This is a genomic window from Streptomyces sp. (assembly GCF_036524955.1).
In the GTDB taxonomy this organism is placed as follows: Bacteria; Actinomycetota; Actinomycetes; order Streptomycetales; family Streptomycetaceae; genus Actinacidiphila.
Genome location: NZ_DATDBG010000249.1, coordinates 1 through 20043 on the forward strand (window position 1 = coordinate 1; position 20043 = coordinate 20043).

The window sequence follows — 20043 nt, forward strand, 5'->3', positions numbered from 1 at the left end:
GGCGGGGGGCCGGTAGGTCTGGGACCGCCACAACGGTCGGCGGCGCTCACCGGCAGCGCGCCCCGCAGGGCGCGGGACCGCGCGACCAGCCACGATGCGGCCGCAGGCGGAGACGCGCCGTGACGGCAGCGGCGGGTTGCCGGCCATGGCACGGAGAGACCGGAGCCCGCACTCCCCAGCGGTCGCACGCCGGGACCACGAACCGCCGGCCGCCACACATACAGCGGACGGCGCGGGCGCCGTACGGGACGTCAGGCGCCGCCGACCGGGCGGTCGGTGCCGGGCCGTACGGGCTCGGCCGGCAGCGGCTCGGCGCCCCGCCGCCTGGGACGGTCGACGGCGGCAGCCACCAGCGCGGCGGCCAGCGAGATGACGCCACCCGCGTAGAGTCCGGACCGGGCGCCCAGATGCTGGGCGAGCCAGCCGATGACGAGGGCGCCGAGCGGCGTGGTCCCCTGGAGGATCAGCGCGTAGATCGCCAGCACACGGCCGCTGTAGGCGGGGTCCGCGCCGAGCTGGATGCGGTGGTTGGCGGCCTGCGCGAAGTAGAGGCTGGTGAAGCCGGTGACGGTGAGGAGCAGCAGGGCGGTGGCGTAGCCCGGTGCCCACCCGGCTGCGGCCTCCGACGCCCCGAAGGCGAGCGCGGAGCCGGTGACAAGCCGGGCGCTGGGCCGGGTTCTGCGGGCGGTGGTGACCAGTGCGGCGGCCAGCGAGCCGACCGCGAGCGCGGTGGTGAGCAGACCGAAGGAGGCCGCCGATGTGTGGAACACGGTCTTGGCGATGAGCGGCAGCGTGAGCTGGAAGTTGAAGCCGAACAGGCCGATCACGGCGACCAGCGCCAGCGGCAGCAGCAGGTCGGGGCGGCTCGCGGTGTAGCGCAGCCCGTCGACGACCCGGGCCCGGGCGGCGCTGCCGCCCGCCCGGTGCAGTTCGGCGGGACGCATCATCCGCAGCGCGACGACCGTCGCCAGATAACTGACGGCGTTGACCAGTACGACCAGCCCGGTGCCGAGCCAGCCGACCAGCAGCCCGCCCAGAGCCGGCCCGGCCACCCGGGCGATGTTGAAGTACGCGGCGCTCAGCGCCGAGGCGTTCGGCAGCAGTTCGGGACCGACCATCTCCCGGACGAACGACATCCGGGCGGGGATCTCCACCGCGCTCGCGGTGCCCAGGCCCAGCGCGAACAGGTAAAGGTGCCACAGCCGCAGCGAGCCGGTGAGCATCAGCGGGGCGAGCCCGACGGCCAGCGCCGCGCACACCAGGTTGGCGGCGGTGAGCAGCGCCCGCTTGTCGTAGCGGTCGGCGAGCCGCCCTCCGTAGAGCGCCAGCAGCAGCACGGGCGTGAACTGGAGGGCGGTCACCACACTGAGCGCGGTGGGCGAGTCGTCGGTGAGGGAGAGCACCGACCAGTCCTGGGCGACGACCATCATCCAGGTGCCCGCGACCGAGACGACCTGGCCGAGGGCGAAGAGCCGGAAATTGCGGACGGACAGCGACCGGAAGGCGCCGCTCGGGGAGAGCAGCGCACCGGTCAGGGTGCGAAAGGCGCCCGCCGGCGAGCGGCGGGCGCCTTTCTGGCGGAGCTCGGTCTTCACGCGCTCGTCTCGGGCGCGCCGAACCAGCGCTCGAGGGCGGCGGCCAGGCCGTCGCCCTCGGCGGAGGCCCAGACCACGTGGCCGTCGGGGCGGATCAGCACAGCGGTGGCCCCGGTCAGTTCCGCGGCGGCTGGGGAGTCGCTGTCGGCGAGCGCCGCGGCGACCGGGACGACCCGGCTCTTCCACGGCGCGGCCACGCCCCGCAGGGCCGGGTCGCCGACGAGGTCGAGCAGGACGCCCTGGGCGGGGTGCAGCAGCTCGGTGGTGCTGCTGGTGCCGCCGGCCACGGTGAGGTCGAGGTGCGGCATGCGGCGGCCGACCAGCGGGTGGGCGTCCGGTCCGCCGTACGGGTAGCGGATGTCCACGTGGCTGACGATGCCCGACAGGTGGCGGCGGACCTCCTCGTGGTCGATCAGCTCGGTGAACATCGCGCGGATCGGGTCCATCTCCGGGCCGCCCACGAAGATCATGCCCTGGGCGGCGGTGTTCATCAGCAGCCGCTTGCCGACCGGGTGGCGTTCGCCGTGGTAGGTGTCGAGCAGTTCCTGCGGCGCCCAGCCGGTGACGACCGCGGCCAGCTTCCAGCCGAGGTTGGCGGCGTCCTGGACGCCGGTGCTCAGGCCCTGGCCGCCGGCCGGCAGGTGGACGTGGGCGGCGTCGCCGGCCAGCAGCACCCGGCCGCGCCGGTACTCGGTGACCTGCCGGGTGGCGTCGGAGAACCAGCTCACCCAGTCCGCGGAGCCGCCGCTGATGTCCTCGCCGGTGATGCGCTCCCAGGCGCCGGCGATCTCGGCGAAGCTCGGCGACTCGCTGCGGTCGGGCGCCGGGGTGCCGTTCTCCACGACGATGACGCGGTCCACGCCCTCGCGCAGCGGCGCGGCCATGATCATGCCGCCGGGCAGCCGCTCGCCGAGGAACCGGGGGCGCAGCCCGCAGCCGACCACGTCGGCCAGGTACATGCCCCGGGTGGCGTTGGTGCCGGGGAACTCGAAGCCGGCCGCCTTGCGGACCGCGCTGTGGCCGCCGTCGCAGCCGACCAGGTAGGACGCGCGCAGGTGCCGTACGCCGTCGGCGGTGCCCGCGGTGACCGTCACCCCGCCCTCCCCCTCGCCGAACTCCAGGAACTCCCAGCCGCGCCGCAGGTCGGCGCCGAGGCCCACCGCCCACTGTTCGAGGACGGACTCGGTGAGCGACTGCAGGATACCGCGGGCGCCGAAGTGGGAGCCCTCCAGCACCGTGAAGTCGAACTGGATGCCGCCGAAGTGGCCCAACGGGCTGATCTCCAGCGTGCCGTTCGGTCCGCCGAAGGCGGGCAGCAGGCCGCGCTGGTCGAACACCTCCATGGCGCGGGCGGTGAAGCCGAGGCCGCGGGACTGCCCGGTGGGCTGCAGCAGCCGCTCCAGGACGATCACCTTGGCCCCGCCCAGGCGCAGTTCACCGGCGAGCATCAGGCCGGCCGGGCCGGCACCGACAATGATCACATCGGCGTCGAGCGCGGCTCCGCCCGCGCCGCCCGCCGCCTCACTCTGCATGTCCACGTCGTGTCTCCTGTCTGGGTTACGGGTCCCGGCGGTGGTCGGGCCGCGGCCCGGCGGGTGGGCCGGCCGCGGCGCGGGCGCGGTCAGGCGCCGAAGAGCGAGGCGATGTTGGCGGGCGCGGCGTCGGTGCCGGCCCAGGCGACGGCGGCCTGGATGATGGCCGGGGTCGCCTCGAAGCACCGGTTCTCCGGGGAGCCCAGCTCGAACGGGGCGGGCAGGAACGCGGACTGCTGGAGGTGCTCGAAGAGCTGTGCGGAGGCTTCCTTGGGGTCGAGCGTCCCCGCGTCGACCTGCTGGCAGATGCCGCGGGCGAAGCCGAGCAACCGCGAGATGTCCTGTCCGACCAGGGCCGGCAGGCCGGGCACGTCCCGCTTCTCCAGGTCGCGGAAGACCTGCTCGTCACGGGTGGCCATGTAGGTGCGGTAGGCCTTGTCGATGGTGACGGTGGGCAGGATGCTGGTCGACTCCCACACCCGGGAGACCGCGTTCCACAGGTCGTAGTCGCGGAATCCGACGAAGGAGCAGTAGACCAGGTCGTCGTGGATGTCGAGCAGGCCCTGCTGGAGCTCGTCGATGTACGCGAAGCGCTCGGTGGACCAGTCGCCGTCCTTGGACGCCTCGATGAGCCGCCAGGCCAGCGAGTTGACGACCTCCAGGGTGTTGGTCAGGCCGCGCGAGTACAGGGCGTCGATGAAGCCGGCCGCGTGCGCGGTCAGGCAGTAGCGGTCCCCGACGGTCCGCGAGGAGCTGTACTGCAGACGGCCGGTGGCGACCCACGGGCGGACCGCGGTGGCGCTTTCGAACTGCTCGGCGATCGCCGGGAAGCGCTCCAGGAACGCCTCGAACTCCTCCTGCGGGGACACGCCCGGCTGCGGCGGGAAGACCCGCTCGTCCAGGGTGAGGCCGACGCTGCACAGGGTGTTCAGGGCGCCGTCGTGGTTGTCGAACGGGATCACCCACAGCCAGCCGCCGTCGAAGACGTGGTGCAGGGTGCCGTGGTGCCAGGGGCTGGGCTGCTTGTGCGAGCGGGCCGCCGTGGTGTCGTCGAACGGGGTGACGCCCACCATGTGCGTGAACAGGGTGCGCGAGTGGGTCTTGGCGCGGGTCGGCTTCTCCCGCAGCCCGAAGGCGTCCGCGACCGGCGAGCGGAAGCCGCTGCCGTCGACCAGGTAACTGGCGTGGTACTCCTCGCCCTTGTCCGAGCGGAGCAGCACCCCGTGCTCGGGGAAGACCTCGATGTCGCTGATCTTGGTGCCGACCTTGGGCACCGCGCCGTAGGAGACGGCCAGGTTGAACAGGTACGCGTCCACGTCCTGCCGGAACAGGTGCGTCTCGGTGCGCTGCCACTCGGGCACCACGAGCTGGTTGATCTGCTCGGGGTCCTGCGCCTGCCCCTCCTTGTGGTAGACGAAGCCGAAGTTCTGCTTGCGGCCGCTCATCGGGGCGACCTTCTCCGTGACGCCCTTGAAGCTGGCCAGCGGCTCGATCTCCGGCACCTGGTAGCGCTCGGCGATGATCCGGGTCATCGAGGAGGTGTACGGGATCGTGGACTCGCCCACCGCGAACCTCGGGTGCGTGCCGGCGTCGATGAGGAGGACCTTCACCCCGTTACGGGCCAGCACCGCGCCCAGCATGCCGCCGGCCATGCCCGCGCCGAGGATCGCCACATCGAATTTCTCAACGGACTGTGCCTGACTCTCGGTTGTGTTCATGCTGCTTCGTCCCTCCCGGGTCGGAATGTGTCGGGGCATGCCGAAACATCCCCGCTCCCGGTACGGGAGGGGGACGTCGCGGTGGGTCTGAGCGGATGGTGCGGTCAGTCGACGGTGCGCAGCACCACGGCGGAGTTGAAGCCGCCGTGGCCGCGGCCGAGCACCACGGTGGTGCGCAGTTCCGCCGTGCGCGGCGACAGGACCAGGTTCAGGTCGTAGCCGGGGGACGGCAGGATGTCGGCGGTGGGCGGGATCAGTCCCTCCTGCATGGCCAGCAGGGCGGCGGCCAGGTCGAGCGGGGCGGCGGCGCCCTGGTAGCGGCGGCCGGTCATGGTGCGCGGCGCGGTCACCGGGACGGCGTGCACGCCGAACACCGCGGTGACGGTGGCGGCTTCGGCGGCGTCCAGACCCGGTACGAACACGGCGTCCACCTCGCCGGGCAGCGACCAGGCGTCGGCCAGGGCGAGTTCGACGGCGCGCCGCAGCCCGCGCTCGCGCCGGCCGCCCGGGTCGGGGTCGAAGGTGGCACCGTAGCCGGCCACCTCACCGTAGATCTTGGCGCCACGGGCCAGCGCGCCCACCGCGTCCTCCAGCACCAGCAGGGCGCCGCCGCCGGGCCGGGCCCCGGCCGCCCGGCCGGCCGGGCAGACCGGCGCGTCCACCCCGCCGGAGACGATCAGCCGGTTGCCCTGCCGGATCTGCCGCCTGGCGTGCGCGACCGCGTCCAGGCCCTTCATCCCGTCGCGGACCGAGATCTGCCCGCTGGCGACGGCGTAGAACCAGGCGAACGAGCGGTACGCGTCCCCGTGCGCGCCACGCGGCCCGCGCGGGGACGGGCCGGTGCGCGAGCCGGAGCCCGGCCAGCCGCCGGTCCGGGGCCTGGCGCCGATCGCGGTGGCCGCGGCGGCGGTGACCGCGGAGACCGCGTCCGGACGTACCTCGGGCAGGTCCCGCGGGCTGATGCCCGCGTCGGCCAGCGCCCAGTCGGCGGCGGCCAGCGCGAGCCGGGCGATCCGGTCGTCCTGCGGGCGGCCCCAGATCTGCTCCTGCGCCGCGCTCCCGTACGGCCCCGGCGGCTCGTCCGCGAGCCCGGCCGGGGCGTGGTGCCGGACGCTCCTGGCGCCGCACGCCTGCGCCCAGTAGTCCCGTACGTCCAGGCCCGCGGGCGACACGATGCCGAGACCCGTCACCACCACCGCGCCGCTCACGTCACCCTCCGCAGGACCGGGGCCACGCCGGGCGTCCGCCCGGTGCGGCCGGTGCGAGGGGCCGGGCGGGCCGGTCCCGGGGTCACCGTGCTGTCCATGGCCACGCCCCCTCCACAACCGAAGCTCTCCGGGCACCGCGCCCGGTGGCGCGTGCCGTCGACCCCGCCTCCCCGCCCCCGGCCGGGCGCGTGGGACCGGTGGTCACGCGGGTGCCGTCACGCCTGCCACAGTCCGCGCTTGTCGTACTGCCGCTTCCACAGCAGCTTGTTGAACACCTTCAGCGGCGGCGGCATGGCGTTCAGGAACGCGCGCCGGTCGGCCGCCGGGACGTCGTCGGTGATCCAGGGGACGTAGACCGCGACGCCCTTCAGTCCGAGGGCCCCGGCGTTCGCCCGGCCGAACTTCTTCCACTCCGCCACCGTCAGCACGTCCTGGATCAGCGGCAGCGCCTTGGTCTCCTCGTGCGTGAAGTGCTCGTCCATCACCTCGTAGAGATCCTGGATGTGCGCGGCGAGGTCCGGTGAGCCGTCCCGCAGGGCGGTGTCGACCGCTGCCAGCCGCGGGTCGAGCTGCGCGTGCTCGGCCTCCATCTCGTCCAGCAGCCTCTGGTCCCCGGGGCGGCCGGCGACCTTCGCGGCCACCTGCGGCCACAGGCTGCTGTCCTCGACGGCGTGGTGGACGTGCAACTGGTGGTTGAAGTTGTCCCAGCCGGCCCGGACCCGCGGCGCGTCGCGGTGGCCGGCCTCCACGGCGGCGGCCAGCCGCCGCAGGTCGCGGCGGAACGCGTGGTGGGTGGCGTACATGACGGTGAAATCGATGTCCTGCTGTGTGTCGGCCACGGCGGACTACTTCCTTCTTTCGGGTGCGGGGGGTGACGGGTCGGGGGTGACGGGTCGGGGGTGACGCGTGCCCAGGGACCCCCGGGGTGGGACATCCTGTACAGACAGAGAGCTTTCGGTCGTCCTCGGCTGTGACATGGTGGACCGAATGGATCACCGGTAAACCCGGGCACACCGGTCTCACCAGGCCGAACGCCGCGGCCGGAGGAGACGTGCGTCACATTGGCCGCAGGAAGTGTCACGCTTGCGAGGGCCCGGTCGCTCTTAGGGGAAACGCACAACGGGGAGGCTCAATCGTGTCCGACAGTCCGGCACAGCACCCAACGGCTGCTGGTGACCGCGCGACCGAGGTGTTCGTGGGTCATCGGGAGCTGCTGTTCTCGGTGGTCTACAACATGCTGGGCAGCGTCTCGGACACCGAGGACGTCCTGCAGGAGACGTGGCTGGCCTGGGCCCGCCGCAGCAGCCAGCCGCTGGCCGAGGAGATCGACAACCCGCGTGCGTACCTGGTCCGGATCGCGGTGAACCAGGCACTCGCCCGGCAGGCCAGCATCAGCCGCCGCCGCGAGACGTACGTCGGCCCGTGGCTGCCCGAGCCGCTGATCACGCAGAACCCGGAGGCGCAGGACACCGCGCAGGCCGCCCAGGCCGCCGACGCGGCCGAGCCGGCGCTGCGCAACGAGTCGGTGTCGATGGCGTTGCTGGTGGTGCTGGAGACGCTGACCCCGCTGGAGCGGGCCGTCTTCGTACTGCACGAGGTGTTCGGGTACGCGCACACCGAGATCGCCGAGATCCTGGGCCGCAGCCCGTCGGCGGTCCGGCAGCTCGCGCACCGCGCCCGCGAGCACGTCCAGGCCCGCCGGCCCCGCTACCAGGCCGACCCGCACCTCCAGCGGCAGGTCACCGAGCGGTTCATCGCCGCCGCACTCGGCGGCGACCTGACCGGTCTGATGAGCCTGCTCGCGCCCGACGTGACGCTGTGGACCGACGGCGGCGGCAAGGCCCGCAGCGCGCTGCGGCCGGTGCAGGGCCGCGAGAAGGTGGCCCGGCTGCTCAACGGCTACGCGACCACCCGTGTCCCGCCGTCCCTGGACATCCGCTACCAGCACGTCAACGGCGACCCGTCGGCCGTGGTCTTCTCCGGCGACTCGCCCTACGCGGTCATGGTCATGGACCTCAACCCGAGCAGCGATCACGTCACCGACATCTACCTGGTCACCAATCCGGACAAGCTCTCCCGGGTCCGGCTGGACGACGAGGACGACCACCAGGACAAACCGTAGGGCCCGGGGGCCCGACACAGACCCGGGAGCCGCCGGGTGAACCCCCGGACCGGTTCGCCGTCCCCGCCGCCGGCGGGGGGCACCGGTCACCCGGCGGCTCCCGACCCCTTCTCCCCGCGCACCCGGGGAGGACGGATGGCGCGCGCACCGGTCGCCGGGTGCGCACGCCGTATCAGGTAAGGGGATGCGTGCGGTGCGTGCGGCGCCGGGGGTCAGGCGACGCAGACCCCGTCGACCGCGATCCTGCGGTAGACGTGCGGGAGGATCCGTACGCCCTCGGGGTACTGGTGGACCTGGGTGTGGAACGCCGGGTCGGCGAAGGCCCGGGCGAGCGCCTGGGTGGACTCCCACACCGCAACGTTCATGAGCAGGTTGCTGCCGGCGACCCCGCGGTGGAGCTGCGCCGAGATGTACCCCGGCTGCGACTTCATGAAGTCCGCGTCCTCCTCCCAGTTCCTGATCACCGCGTCCATCAGCCCCTCGGGCACGACGAACGTGTTGACCACGACCACCGGTCCGGTCTCCTCCCCCAACTGGGCCTCGAACGGGGTCTCGGGGTCCAGGCTTTCCAGATTCATCTCGTCTCCGCCTTCCGCGCTCTTCGCCGAACCTGGCTGTACGGTCCCGGGCCGGTCAGGCGACGCAGACCCCGTCGACGGCGACCTTGGTGAACAGGTGCGGGTGGGCCACGATGTCGTCCGGCAGCCGCGCCGACAGCTTCCGGAACTCCGGGTCGGCGTGCGCCTTGGCGAGTGCGGCGCTCGACTCCCACACGGCGAGGTTCACCAGCAACTGACTGCCCGCGGTGCCCTGGTGGAGCTGGATGGAGATGCACCCCGGCTGCGACTTCATGAAGGCGGCGTCCGCCTGCCACAGCTTCAGGAACTCGTCGGTGCGCTCCCGCGGCACGAAGAACGTGTTCATCAGTACCACGGGACCGGTCTCTTCCTGGAACTGCGCGCGCATCGGCGTCGCGGGGTCCAGATCCACTGCCCTGGCCATCGGTCCATCCCCTGTTCGGTCGGTACGGGTTCGGTCTGCGGTTACGGCTCGCCGACCGGCGGGCCGCCGTGCGGGCCGCCCATCGGCCGGTCGGCGGTGATCCGGTGCCGCTCGCCGACCGCCTTGATCTGCTCCCAGTCGGGCCGCTCGGGGCGGGTGAGCAGCTCGCTCAGCTCCTCGAAGAAGTCCTCGATGCCGCCGGGCGTCATGGTGCACAGCATCGTGCTGGGCTTGTCCCAGGTGTTGTAGAAGGAGTGGACGACGCCCCGCGGGCCGTAGACCATCGTGCCCGGGGTCGCCTTGTGGACCTCGTCGCCGATCTTGATCTCGAACTCGCCCTCGACGACGTAGAACGACTCGTCGGTGCCGTGGTGCACATGCCGTACCGAGCCCTCGCCCGCCGGCATACGCACCTCGTAGAACGAGTACAGGCCGCCGGTGTCCGCGCTGCGCAGCAGCATGCGGGTCTCCTCACCGCCGCCGTACGTGATCGGTACGAGCTCGTCGAGCCGGGTCACCTTGCCGGATTCCACGCCCACCACACCTCCACCGGAAACGACACGAAATTGACGAAGGGGCCGGCCCCGGCGTGCTGCCGGGTCGGCCCCGAACGGGCCGGCTGCCGCATCCGCCGGTGGCTGCGGCAGCCGGACCTTCACGTACCGCCGGGACGACGCGCGCCGCCGGACCGGTACCCCAGAGCTCCGGCCCGGCGCTCGTCAGCGCCCCGGGCGGCTCTCAGGCGATGCAGATGCCTTCGACGGCGATCCGCTCGAAGATGTGCGGGTACCCAGTGATCTCATCGTTGTACTGCGCCGCCTTCGACTGGAACTCCGGCGAGGCGAACGCGGTCAGGAGAGCCTGAGTGGATTCCCAGACCCCGACGTTGACGAGTAACTGACTGCCCGCGGTGCCCCTGTGGAGCTGTGCGGAGATGAACCCCGGTTGCCGCTTCATGTATCCGGCGTCTTCTTTCCAGATCCGGAGGAATTCCTCCGTCTGCTCCCGGGGGACGAAGATGGTCTCGATCATGCATACGGGACCTGACTCCTCCTTGAGCTGCGCCTCGAACGGAGTGGAGGGGTCCAAGTGCTTGATCATCACCATGGTGATCACTGCCTTTCTTGTCAGATGCATCCGAATCTGCAGAAGTTCCCCCGTGACCCCCGCCCTCGGCGCGGCGCGCGATCGGGCGGGGAAGACGTGTCACCGCAGCCGGGACATCCAGGGCCCCGTCGTCCGGGCCGGCCTGCCGGCCGCCGAGGACGGGGCCTGCCGTCAGCCGTCGATGATGGGGTGCACGCCGCGCAGTTCCTCCTCCAGCGCGCCCAGCCAGCCGCGGAAGAAGACCAGCGGCTCCTGGTGCTGCCGGGGCACGCCCAGCTCGACCACCTGGCCGACGAAGATGGTGTGGTCGCCGCCGTCGAAGGTGTCGACCAGGCGGCAGGACAGGAACGCCAGCGCGTCGCTGAGCACCGGCACGCCGGTCACCGACGGGTGGTGGGCGACGTCGCGGATCTCCGCGGTTCCCTTGCCGGCGAAGGCCCGGGCCAGGCTCTCCTGCTGGCCCTGGAGGAAGTTCACCACGAACTTCTGTGAGCTCTCGACGACCGTGCGCAGCCTGGACTCGTTGTGCAGGCAGAACAGCACGAGCGGCGGGTCGAGCGACACGGAGGTGAAGGAGTTCACCGTGGTGCCCTCCGCCTGGCCGTCCTCACCGCTGGTGATCACGGTGACGCCGGTGACGAACATGCCGCACACGGTCCGCAGCGTCCGGCCGTCCACCGGGTGGGCCTGATGCAGCGACATCAGCCCGGTCACCGGCGCAGGGGCGCCCAGCGGTTCACCGGGCGGCGCCGCGGCGCTCCCCGCCCCGGCCGCGGCTGCCGCCGCCACCGAGTTCGACGACGTCGCACCTGCCATCGTCCACACCTCCCGAACCAGTACCTGCCGACACCACACCGGATTCTGACTACAAGGTTCTTCGCTCCAGGCGGTTCGTCACAAGATCCCCGATTTCAGAACTGAGTCAGGAACGACAGAGGCGTCGTCCGACTCTCCGGGGCGTGCCCGCTCCATGTCAGCGGAATGTCACATGCCGAGGACGCAAGGGTCCGGCACCACATGTCCGTTGGCTGTGCCATCTGATGTCCCGCCTGTTTTCCCGTCGACCGCGGCGAGGGCGCGCCGGCGGATCGGGGGCCGCGACGTATTGCGGGTGGTATGCGCGGCGGATAATATGAGTCCCGTAGTTCTGCCTGGTCGGCAGCGCACACCACGGGGGGAGTGTGCGCTGCCGGCCGGCGGGCTCCGACCGGGGCAGGGCCGGAGCGACGTGTCACACCGTCACAGTGAGTTGTGCTGGAGTTCGTTCAGCATGCGCCGGCCACCAGGGCCCAGCGGGAACCGGTTGGTCCTGGCCAGGCCGGTACGCAGGGCGACGCTGCCGCCGAAGTACGCCAGATCGGCGTCCGGGGCGGTGGCCACCAGGGCCACGCCGAACCGCCCGCCCTCCGCGACGATCCGCTCGGCGAGGCGGGTGGCCTCCAGGTCGTCGCCGAAGACCAGATGGCAGTCCTCGATCGCGAGGACAATACCGGGCCGACGAGGGGAGGGGTCGGGCAGCGGACCGCGCCGGGCGCGCTCGGAGATGACGGCGACCGCCTCACGCAGTAGTTCCACGGTGTCCCGGTGGTTCACGGCCGTCTTCACCGCCGACTTCGCAATGGGGGCCGGAACCTCGTGGCGGTCGGCCGGATCGGCCAGCCAGAGGTCGAACGTGGGCTGGAGCGCGGCCTCCAGCAGCACCATCCGCAGAAAGTTGCTCTTCCCGGTGCCCGGCGCCCCGCAGATCAGGCCGCACTCGACGCCCTCTCCAGGGGTGTTGAGACGCCAGTACGCGGCCTCGCCGGTCGAGGTCACGCCGATCCGGTGCCGTCCGGTGGCCGCGTCGTAGGACGGACCCGGGTACCGGACGGCCGGCGGCGGGGTGGCACGTTCCTTCGACTCGGCCTCGGACAGCGCGAGTTCGAGCGCGCGCCGGGCCCGCTCGGCGACGGTCGGGTCGATACCGCCGGTGGCCATGGTGGTGTCGTGTTCGGCGACCGCGAGCAGCCGCCGCCTGGCCCGCTCGTCATCGGCGGCGCCGACCGCGACCACCAGTTCGGCGGCGCGGTCGCACAGGTCCGCGGCGCGTACGTACGCCCGGGCCTCGGCCGGATGGGTCTGCTGCATCCCGGCGGCCGTCTGGTAGCAGGCCTGCCCGGTGGCCTGGAGCCGGTCGAGGTCGGCGTCGAGCGCCAGCAGCACGAACTGGGCGTGAATGGTCTGTACGGCCTCGGCGTGCGAGAGCGTCCGTGGTGGCCCGGTCTCGGATCCGACGTTGACCTCGGACCCGCCGCCGCCTTCGTACAGCAGGCAGTTGCTGCCGTACGTCCATGCGTGGACGACGTCTTCGACAGCCTGGGTGCGTTCCTCTGCGAACGACATGGCACCGCCCTTTCGTGTCTCAGCGTCACGGGTCATGCACTTCCGGTCCACCGTACGGGCCGCTAGCGACACCCCATCAGGGCACACAAGGACCGGGAGGCGACAACAAGCCAGACGGTTCAGGCCGGAGCGCCGTTCCCGGTCCGCGGGACGCCCGCGGAGGGAAGCTCTCCGGATTCCGGCCATGCAGCGGGGGCTTTCCTGCCCGGATACGGCTTATGGGCATCGGCTCATTCTCGGCGATTCGGCTGTTACGGGCGCCGGTACGCCTGTGGGAGCCGCTCCCCGGTTGCCCCGCCGTCTGACATTTCTCTGACATACCCGCGGTGCGGATGTGTCCTGCGCGACACATGGGACACGATGACCGGCTGCGAGCGCCAACCGCGTACAAGGGCTGAAACTTTATGCCGGCTACGGACGGCGACCGGTGCGCCGGCGAGGCCGGGGCGGGCGCGGGCGGCGCGCCGGGAGGGGCGGCGGGCATGCGACGGCGCCCGCCGGGTGAGCCCCGGCGGGCGCCGTCGTGGCACCGGGCGCGAGTCCGGGCGGATCCGCGGACGCCGTCCGGCGGCTCAGGCGCGCCCTCGGGCGGCCACCTGCTGTGCCGGAACGGACGGCGCCGCCGCCGCTCGGGCCCGGTGCCGTACGAACGCCCGCACGTGCCGCAGCATCCGGTACTCGTAGCGGTCTCCCCTGCGTACCTGGAGCAGCGAGGCGTCGGCGAGTTCGCCGAGCAGCCGCACCGCTTCGGTGCGGACGAAGTCCGGTTCCAGAGCGGCGAGTTCGGCTGCGGTACCGGTCAGCACGTCCTGCTGCTCGGCGAGCCGGGTCATGAACTGCCGCTGGCGGTCGGTGAGCATTTCCCAGCTCCATTCCAGGCTGCTGCGCAGCGACCGCTGGTGGGGCAGCGCGGAGAAGTCGGGAAAGCCGAGCAGTTCCAGCACGTGTTCCGGAGACAGCAGGGTGGACACCGGCACGCTGCGCAGCCAGTACGCGGCGAACTCGATCAGCCGCGGCACGCCGTCCAGCTCACGGCACAGGGCTTGTACGAGGTCGGGTGAGCCGGTCAGGTCCCGGTCGAGTGAACTGCTCGCCAGCCGCCGGTACATGAGCTGCACCGCGCCGTCGGGCGGCAGCGGCGCCGTCTCCCAGATCCGGGCCTCGGGCAGGACCGGCGGGCGCCGGGTGGTGACCACCAGCCGCAGCTCGGGCCAGGTGCCGCGCAGGTGCTCCACCAGGAGCGCGGTGGCCTGCGGCAGGTGCTCGGCGGTGTCGAGGACCAGCAGCGCGGGGCCGGTGCCGGGTGACCGCGGTTCGTCGCCCAGCAGGTCGGCGACGATCTGCCTGGCCGTCGCGAGGGCGGCGGGTCCGTCACCGCCCGGCCGCCCGGCGGTGGCCGCGATCCGGCCGAGCTGCGCCACCGCGACGACGCCGCCGGTCTCGGCGGCGATCCGCTCCGCGACGGCGAGTGCGAGCCGGGTCTTGCCGATGCCGCCCGGGCCGGTGAGAACGGTGACCGCGTTGCGGGCGACGAGCCCGTACAGCTGGTCGAGGTCGGCGTCACGGGCGACCAGGGCGGTTCTCGGGGGCCTCGGCCCGCGCCAGCGGCCGGCCGGCTTGGGGCGGGGCAGCGGCGGACCGCTCATCGGCGGCCCGCCGGCCGACGCTTCGGGCGGTTCAGGGAACCCGGCGCTGCCGCCGGTCGTCCGGTTGCCGGCCGGGCCGTTGTCGCGCCTCCCCCGTAATTCCGGGTCGAGTACCGAGAACAGCAGTTCCAGCGAACTGCGCCGCGGGCTCTGGATACGGCCGCGTTCCAGATTTCTGATGGTGCGTACGCTGATCCCGGAGCGTTCGGAGAGCTCCTCCTGGGTCCAGCCGCGCTGCGTCCGCAGAGCGAGCAGTAAATCGTTCCTCATGCCCGCACCTCGCCTGCGCGCGGCGGGCAGTCGGCGGCTGCCGCGCCGGGTGAGGAGGCCGACCTGCCCGGTGTGAGCGGCGGCTGCCCCCGCCTCCCGGCCGCCGGCACCGTCACCGCCCCGGAAGGTCCCAGGGACGAAGCGGCGGCGCTTGAGCGCGGAATCCCGCGGCGCCGCCCCGCATTTCGGTGCGCAGGTCTGTATCTGTGAAACCCCGCATCTCCTGACACGCTTTCATGCCCCCCTTGTATTCGCTCGCATGTCCGTCAGCACATCCCCGCTCTTTGCCAGCACTGCGTCCCGGGCGAACAGGAAGGGCGCCCGCCCTCGCGTAGCCCTTACCCGGGTGAAGGGGTGGTTCGTGATCGGCCGAATTCGGAGCGGCACGGGCCCACCTCCCCGAATGCCGGCGCGAGTGGTCGCGTCCGGGCGCCGGTGCGGTGGTTCACCGGTTCGCGCTCGCCACCGCTCGGCCGCGCCGCATCATGGCACGTCGGATCGGGCTCGGACGAGTGCTGTCCGGCACGTGGATTTCCAGCCGGGGGTCCGGCCACCGGCCGGGCGCTCGAACGTCTGACCTGTGGCTGCCAGGGCCGCAGCAGCAGGGTCAACAGCCTTGCCAGGGGTTCCAGTTGGGGGAAAATTTTACACGACTGACACAGATCAATCGACCATGTGATGCGCATAGATGTCCTTTTGATACGGTTATCGTCCGTGACGGACATCACATTCACTTCGGACCGCCACGACGCGGTCGTGTACCGCTGAGCGGTCCGGGACGGCGGGCCGGAACGGCCGGCCGCAATCCGCTCGGGGGCCGGAATTCGGCTACCCGGCCGGCGCGGCCGACACGGCCGCTTTCCGGTGGCCGTGAAAATGCGCTGCCATACCGTCAATTCGACTGAATATCCCGGTGATGTCACGACACGGAAGCCGGACGAATTCGGCACGGCGTGCGGCCGGAAACCGCCGTCAGTAGCGCAGGACGGAGGCGGTGCCGGGTCGTGCCGATCGCGATGTGCGGCGTGGCCGCCGGTGGGAACCAAGCGGTGATCCGGGACATCGCGTCGGCCGGCACCGAGACGCAGCCGGCGGGGCCGGCGGCCACGGTGACGGGGGTGCGGGCGCCCACAGGGCCTTGTGAAGGGGTGTCACGGATGGCGGGATACCGCCATCCGTGTGTCGCGGGTGGTGCCGATGGGCAGGACCCTGTGGTATGGCAACGCCGCTCTTGATGTTCCACGCTGGTGCCGACGTCTATCACGCGCGCTGCAGCGCGTCCAAGGGGAGACAGCCAACCATGACCGCTCTGGTGATCGGCCGGATGGAGAGCATTGTCAGTGCAGCGATCTCGACGCTGCGCGAGGAGGGGTTCGACGCCGTAGGGGTGACCCGGGACGCCGACGCGGTATCGCGGATCAGCACCGGGACGATCACCGCGATGGTGATCGGCGGCGGCGTGGGCTGGGGTTCACGCCGCGTACTGCGCAAGGCGGCGGAAGCGCACGGCGTGACGGTGATCCAGGGCGGGCTCGGCGGCCGGGACATCGTGAGCTACGTGCGGCAGCAGATCGTCCCGGGCCTGCGGGCGGCCGGTGCCTGATCCCCGCCGTCCTCCGGCGCGGGGGAAGAGGCCGGGACCACGCCCCGGAGACGGCCGGGCCGCACTGGGCCGGTACGGGGCGCGCGGGTCCAGCGGCGCACCCCCGTATCAGTCCGGCAGTGCGTCCAGGTCGACCACCCAGTCGTTGGACCTGACCGGGTTGCCCCGGGGGTACTCGAAGTCGGCCTCGCCGAGCAGCGTGAAACCGGCCTTGCGGCAGACCGCGTTGGAGGCCGCGTGGTCGACCGAGGGGAAGGCGTGCAGGTGACGGCGGTTGCCGTGCAACCGGGCCGCCGCCATGACCGCGCGGGCCGCCTCGGCCGCGATACCGCGGCCCTGGAACTCCGGCAGGACGCCCCAGCCGGTCTCGTAGACCTCCTCGCCCTGCCAGGTCTGCGCCCAGAAGCCGATGGAGCCGACCACCTCGCCGCCGGGTTCCAGCACGACGGCGTACATCCGGCCGGCCTCGCCGTCGATGCGCAGGTAGCGATCGTGCCGGACGGCCAGCTGTCCCTCGGTCTCCGGGCCGCCCAGGTGCTCGGTCATCTCCGGTGCGTTGGTCCTGCGCAACAGCCAGAGGTCCGCCGGTGACCAGGGCCGGAGCCGGACGCGCTGAGACGGTTTCGCCATGGTCGAACCGTACGCCGCGGGTCTGACACGTACGGCCCGGGGCGGACCTCGGGCCCGAGCGGTGCGGTGCGGGGTGACGGAAGACAGGAGCCCCGGCCGGGACGGGGGGACCAGACCGGGGCTGTCGAGGAGCGAGGGACGTACCCTCGCGCTATTAGTTTAACAGTCAATGAGCGTAGTCGAATCCCTGGGGAGCCGGGGCGGCGCGCATCGGCGTGGCCGCCGGGGAGGGGTGCGCCGCGGGCGCCGGCGGGACGACACCGCCGAGCCGGTCGCGGAGCTTGCCGCCGTCGACCGGCAGGTCGCGCCGCCACGCCATGGCGACCAGGGGGGCGAAGAGCAGCAGCGCCGCGCTGAGCGAACTGGTGACCGACAGCCGGACCTGCGTGCCGTCGGCGTGCGGGGAGAGGTCGAACCCGTAGAGCGGCACCTGCGTGCCGAGCGGGCTCCACATCCGCTGGCCACGGAAGGCTATCCGCCGACTCGGCTCGAACTGCGAGCAGACCAGGCGGTGCGGGCGGCGCCGGCCCGGATACCGGTAGCGGTACTCGGCATGGAGACCGGGACAGACGTAGGCGGGGTCGACGGAGGCCACCCCCGAGCTCCACAGGGCGAGATTGCGGGCGTCGGCGAGGAAGTCGAAGACCTCCGTGGCCGGCCTCGGCACGAACACGTTCGTGGACACCCTCGGCATCACAAACCTCCCCGCTAGCGGCGTGGGCGGCCTGCCGCACGCGGGGCGCGCGGACCGGACTTGACGGTGCGTGCGCCGGGCGAGGGAGAACGCCGCCTGCTTCACTCCTCTCGGTAAGACTGCCCCGCAAAAGTTCATATGTCGTGCTAATGGGACCATTCGGGTGAGAACGCTCCGTATCCGGGCAGGAGTGGTCCGGCCCGGGGCGGACAGCCCGGCGCCGCGGAAGAGCATCAGGTGCCCGCGCGCTTCGGACGCGGTGGCGACGGACCGAAGGTCGCACGCGCCGGGCTGGACGGTCCGGACACGTTCCGGCGAGCCGCCCGCCTCCTGCGCCCGCGGGGCTCGCGCCTCGTCAGCGCGCCCGGCTCGCACCGGTGCACGTGCAGCCGCATCCGACCGGCGGCGCGGCTCGGCGTCCCGGTGTCGGAGGCGGACACCCGGACGGCCGGGCCGCTGCTCGCGGAGATGCACGAATCGGTGGAGCCGGCGCAGGGCGGCCCCTCCGGGTGCGGGGGGAGTTCGACGCCTCCCGTGGCGACCCCTGCAGCGGCCCGGCGACGGCCGCCGGCCGGCCGAAGGCCGACGCGGTGGTCGTGGACTCCTGCGAGCGAGCCGGGCGCCGGCTGGTCGGCTCGGTCGCCGCGCGGCTGGTCGGGGCCGGACGGCGGCCGGTCACGGTCGTGCCGTGACCGGCGCCGCCGGGTGGCGCGGGCCGCCGCGTACGACGGGCGTCACCGCCCGGTCGGCACCCCCGCCGCGGCGGGCGCGTACTTGTAGCCGACGCGGCGCACCGTCACGATGCTGCCGCGGTGCTCGGCGCCGAGTTTGCGGCGCAGCCGGGCGATGTGGACATCCACCGTACGGCCGTCGCCCACATGCCCGTACCCCCAGACCGTGGTCACCAGTCGGTCACGGGAGTGCACCCGGTGCGGGTGGGCGACGAGGTGGGCGAGCAACTCGAACTCCAGGTACGTGAGATCGAGCAGCCGGCCGTCCACCACGGCGGTACGGCGCTCCGGGTCGATCCGGACCGGGGTGGTGCCGTCCGTCTCGGCGACGTGGTCGGGGCTGAGGACGGCGGTGTGGTCGGCGCCGAGGACGGTGCCGTGGTCGGCGGGGCGGTCGCCGGGCGGCAGGGACTCCGCCGGGACCAGCACCAGGTAGCCGACCATCGGGGCGCCGCCCACGACGGCGGGCAGCACGTGTCCGGGGGCGGGCATCCAGGTGGCGCCGGGCGGCAGGAAGTCCGGCGCCGGGGGCGTCTCGTCGGGACGTACGGCCCGCAGGCGCTGCCGGTGGGCGGCGGGCGCACTCGCGGGAGCGCCTGCGCTTCCGGTCGCGGACAGGGGCTGGAACTGCGACACGTTCGACATGGTTCGGCTCTTTCGCGCGAAGGGTCGTGGGACTCCGTGGTGCGCGGGACCGGATGTGCTGACGACGGCGGCGGCCGGCTCGGCTTGCGGCCGGATGCGGGCAGGTCAGCGGGCGACGCGGGTCCGCGCGGGGATCGCGCGGCAACAGCAGCGGTCGAAGTGGTGCTCCTGCCGGGACGGCCAGAAGGGCTCGAGGTCGAAGCGACCTGTCCCGGTGTCAGTAGTGCTGGCCATGTTCCCCATTGAACCAGACGGCGGGCGCGGGGCGTGAGGGCAGGGGCGAGGTCACACCGTGGACCCGACCGGGCGCGGGGGCGCGTGGGCCGCCGGACGCGGACCGGTGGGTACGCGGTCGGGCCGTGCCGGGCCGCGGCGCCGGTACGGACCCGGGGCGGACGCACCGGCGGGCGGGCCCTGGCCGTACCGGGGAAGATCCCCCGGGCGCTGGTGTGCCCCGGTATCTGCCTATTCTCAGGTGCATGACCTGGTGGCGTGCCCTGCGGCAGACGGCCCGCTCCGGGCTGCGCGTGGAACGCGGCCGTCCCGATCCGCTGCTCGCGCTGCGCACCGCGGCCGGTGTGGCGGTGGTGATCGGCCTGTGCCTGTGGCTCTGGTCGCCCGCGGTCGCCGCCTCGTCGGCGTTCGGCGCGTTCGCCGCGGGGATCGCCGTCTTCCAGCGCAGTTGGCGCCCCCGCCCGGTGCTGGCGCTGGCGACCGGCGCGGGACTGGCGGTGAGCACCTTCCTGGGATATCTGGCCGCCCCCCACCTGGTGCTGTTCGTCGCGCTGCTGGCGGTGTGGGCGTTCGCCGCGGGCATGGCGTGGACGTTCGGCCCGACCACCGGCACGGTCGCCTCCCTCACCGCGGCCGTGATGCTGGTCGTGGTGACGCTGCCGACCTCCGTGCCGGGCGCACTCCAGCACGCCGGGCTGATCGCGGTGGGCGGCCTGGTGCAGGCGGCCCTGATCTGGCTCTTCCCGGTACGGCGCTGGGGCGCGCGGCGTGACGCGCTCGCGGACGCCTTCGCGGCCCAGGCGGACTTCGCGCGGCGGCTGCGGGACGATCCGCTGACGGCCTTCGACCCGGCCCCGCTGATGACCGCACGCAACGCGGCCGTGGTCACCGCCCGCCAGGCCAGGCACCGCCCGGAGGAGTTGC

The 20043-nt window shown here is 72.7% G+C and carries 20 protein-coding genes; 4 read left to right on the forward strand and 16 right to left on the reverse strand.

Going from position 1 to position 20043, the window contains the following annotated elements; all coding sequences use genetic code 11:
- Positions 1–251: 251 nt before the first annotated feature.
- The 5 genes from VIW71_RS19860 to VIW71_RS19880 form a co-directional block, all read right to left on the reverse strand.
- A complete protein-coding gene (locus VIW71_RS19860; RefSeq protein ID WP_414720787.1) occupies positions 252–1595 on the reverse strand; it encodes an MFS transporter in 1344 nt (447 codons plus the stop codon).
- Positions 1592–3127, reverse strand: coding sequence for an FAD-dependent monooxygenase (locus VIW71_RS19865; RefSeq protein ID WP_331623746.1), 1536 nt, complete (start codon positions 3125–3127; stop codon positions 1592–1594). The genes VIW71_RS19860 and VIW71_RS19865 overlap by 4 nt, the downstream gene beginning before the upstream one ends.
- Before the next feature lie 89 nt (positions 3128–3216).
- Positions 3217–4845 (reverse strand): NAD(P)/FAD-dependent oxidoreductase, encoded by a 1629-nt coding sequence (locus VIW71_RS19870; RefSeq protein WP_331623721.1) that lies wholly within the window; start codon positions 4843–4845, stop codon positions 3217–3219.
- Between the two features lie 104 nt (positions 4846–4949).
- Complete coding sequence (locus VIW71_RS19875) at positions 4950–6053, reverse strand: beta-ketoacyl synthase N-terminal-like domain-containing protein (RefSeq protein ID WP_331623723.1); 1104 nt, start codon at positions 6051–6053, stop codon at positions 4950–4952.
- Between the two features lie 215 nt (positions 6054–6268).
- A complete protein-coding gene (locus VIW71_RS19880; protein ID WP_331623724.1) occupies positions 6269–6892 on the reverse strand; it encodes a hemerythrin domain-containing protein in 624 nt (207 codons plus the stop codon).
- Between the two features lie 296 nt (positions 6893–7188).
- On the opposite strand from VIW71_RS19880, the gene sigJ reads away from it, so the two are divergent.
- Entirely contained in the window at positions 7189–8175 is a 987-nt protein-coding gene (sigJ, locus tag VIW71_RS19885) for an RNA polymerase sigma factor SigJ (protein WP_331623727.1), read from the forward strand.
- Positions 8176–8387: 212 nt separating this feature from the next.
- Here the strand turns inward: sigJ and VIW71_RS19890 are convergent, their stop codons facing one another.
- The 7 genes from VIW71_RS19890 to VIW71_RS19920 all read right to left on the reverse strand — a co-directional run bounded on the left by VIW71_RS19890 (position 8388) and on the right by VIW71_RS19920 (position 14582).
- Positions 8388–8753, reverse strand: a complete 366-nt coding sequence (locus tag VIW71_RS19890; protein ID WP_331623728.1) for an antibiotic biosynthesis monooxygenase family protein — start codon at positions 8751–8753, stop codon at positions 8388–8390.
- 55 nt (positions 8754–8808) lie between these two features.
- Positions 8809–9177 carry an antibiotic biosynthesis monooxygenase family protein gene (locus tag VIW71_RS19895; RefSeq protein WP_331623729.1) on the reverse strand — a complete coding sequence of 123 codons (369 nt, stop codon included), beginning with the start codon at positions 9175–9177 and terminating at the stop codon, positions 8809–8811.
- A 41-nt stretch (positions 9178–9218) separates the two neighbouring features.
- Entirely contained in the window at positions 9219–9710 is a 492-nt protein-coding gene (locus VIW71_RS19900) for a cupin domain-containing protein (RefSeq protein WP_331623730.1), read from the reverse strand.
- Positions 9711–9915: 205 nt separating this feature from the next.
- Positions 9916–10278: an antibiotic biosynthesis monooxygenase family protein gene (locus VIW71_RS19905; RefSeq protein WP_331623731.1), complete on the reverse strand. Its 363-nt coding sequence runs from the start codon at positions 10276–10278 to the stop codon at positions 9916–9918.
- 177 nt (positions 10279–10455) lie between these two features.
- Positions 10456–11100, reverse strand: coding sequence for a flavin reductase family protein (locus tag VIW71_RS19910; protein ID WP_331623732.1), 645 nt, complete (start codon positions 11098–11100; stop codon positions 10456–10458).
- 423 nt (positions 11101–11523) lie between these two features.
- A complete protein-coding gene (locus tag VIW71_RS19915) occupies positions 11524–12666 on the reverse strand; it encodes a hypothetical protein (RefSeq protein WP_331623734.1) in 1143 nt (380 codons plus the stop codon).
- A gap of 572 nt (positions 12667–13238) precedes the next feature.
- Positions 13239–14582: a helix-turn-helix domain-containing protein gene (locus VIW71_RS19920; protein WP_331623735.1), complete on the reverse strand. Its 1344-nt coding sequence runs from the start codon at positions 14580–14582 to the stop codon at positions 13239–13241.
- Between the two features lie 1216 nt (positions 14583–15798).
- On the opposite strand from VIW71_RS19920, the gene VIW71_RS19925 reads away from it, so the two are divergent.
- Positions 15799–16185 (forward strand): hypothetical protein, encoded by a 387-nt coding sequence (locus tag VIW71_RS19925; RefSeq protein ID WP_331623736.1) that lies wholly within the window; start codon positions 15799–15801, stop codon positions 16183–16185.
- A gap of 108 nt (positions 16186–16293) precedes the next feature.
- Here VIW71_RS19925 and VIW71_RS19930 read toward each other — a convergent pair whose 3' ends face one another.
- Positions 16294–16815, reverse strand: coding sequence for a GNAT family N-acetyltransferase (locus VIW71_RS19930; RefSeq protein WP_331623737.1), 522 nt, complete (start codon positions 16813–16815; stop codon positions 16294–16296).
- A 166-nt stretch (positions 16816–16981) separates the two neighbouring features.
- Complete coding sequence (locus VIW71_RS19935; protein ID WP_331623739.1) at positions 16982–17500, reverse strand: SRPBCC family protein; 519 nt, start codon at positions 17498–17500, stop codon at positions 16982–16984.
- A 518-nt stretch (positions 17501–18018) separates the two neighbouring features.
- On the opposite strand from VIW71_RS19935, the gene VIW71_RS19940 reads away from it, so the two are divergent.
- Positions 18019–18201 carry a hypothetical protein gene (locus tag VIW71_RS19940; RefSeq protein ID WP_331623742.1) on the forward strand — a complete coding sequence of 61 codons (183 nt, stop codon included), beginning with the start codon at positions 18019–18021 and terminating at the stop codon, positions 18199–18201.
- 42 nt (positions 18202–18243) lie between these two features.
- Here VIW71_RS19940 and VIW71_RS19945 read toward each other — a convergent pair whose 3' ends face one another.
- Together VIW71_RS19945 and VIW71_RS19950 are read right to left on the reverse strand one after the other, a co-directional pair.
- Positions 18244–18885 carry a winged helix-turn-helix domain-containing protein gene (locus tag VIW71_RS19945; RefSeq protein ID WP_331623743.1) on the reverse strand — a complete coding sequence of 214 codons (642 nt, stop codon included), beginning with the start codon at positions 18883–18885 and terminating at the stop codon, positions 18244–18246.
- A 105-nt stretch (positions 18886–18990) separates the two neighbouring features.
- On the reverse strand, positions 18991–19119 hold the full coding sequence (locus tag VIW71_RS19950; RefSeq protein WP_331623748.1) for a hypothetical protein: 129 nt from the start codon (positions 19117–19119) through the stop codon (positions 18991–18993).
- A 245-nt stretch (positions 19120–19364) separates the two neighbouring features.
- On the opposite strand from VIW71_RS19950, the gene VIW71_RS19955 reads away from it, so the two are divergent.
- Positions 19365–20043, forward strand: a 679-nt coding sequence (locus tag VIW71_RS19955; protein ID WP_331623744.1) for an FUSC family membrane protein, incomplete at its 3' end; no start/stop codon positions are given.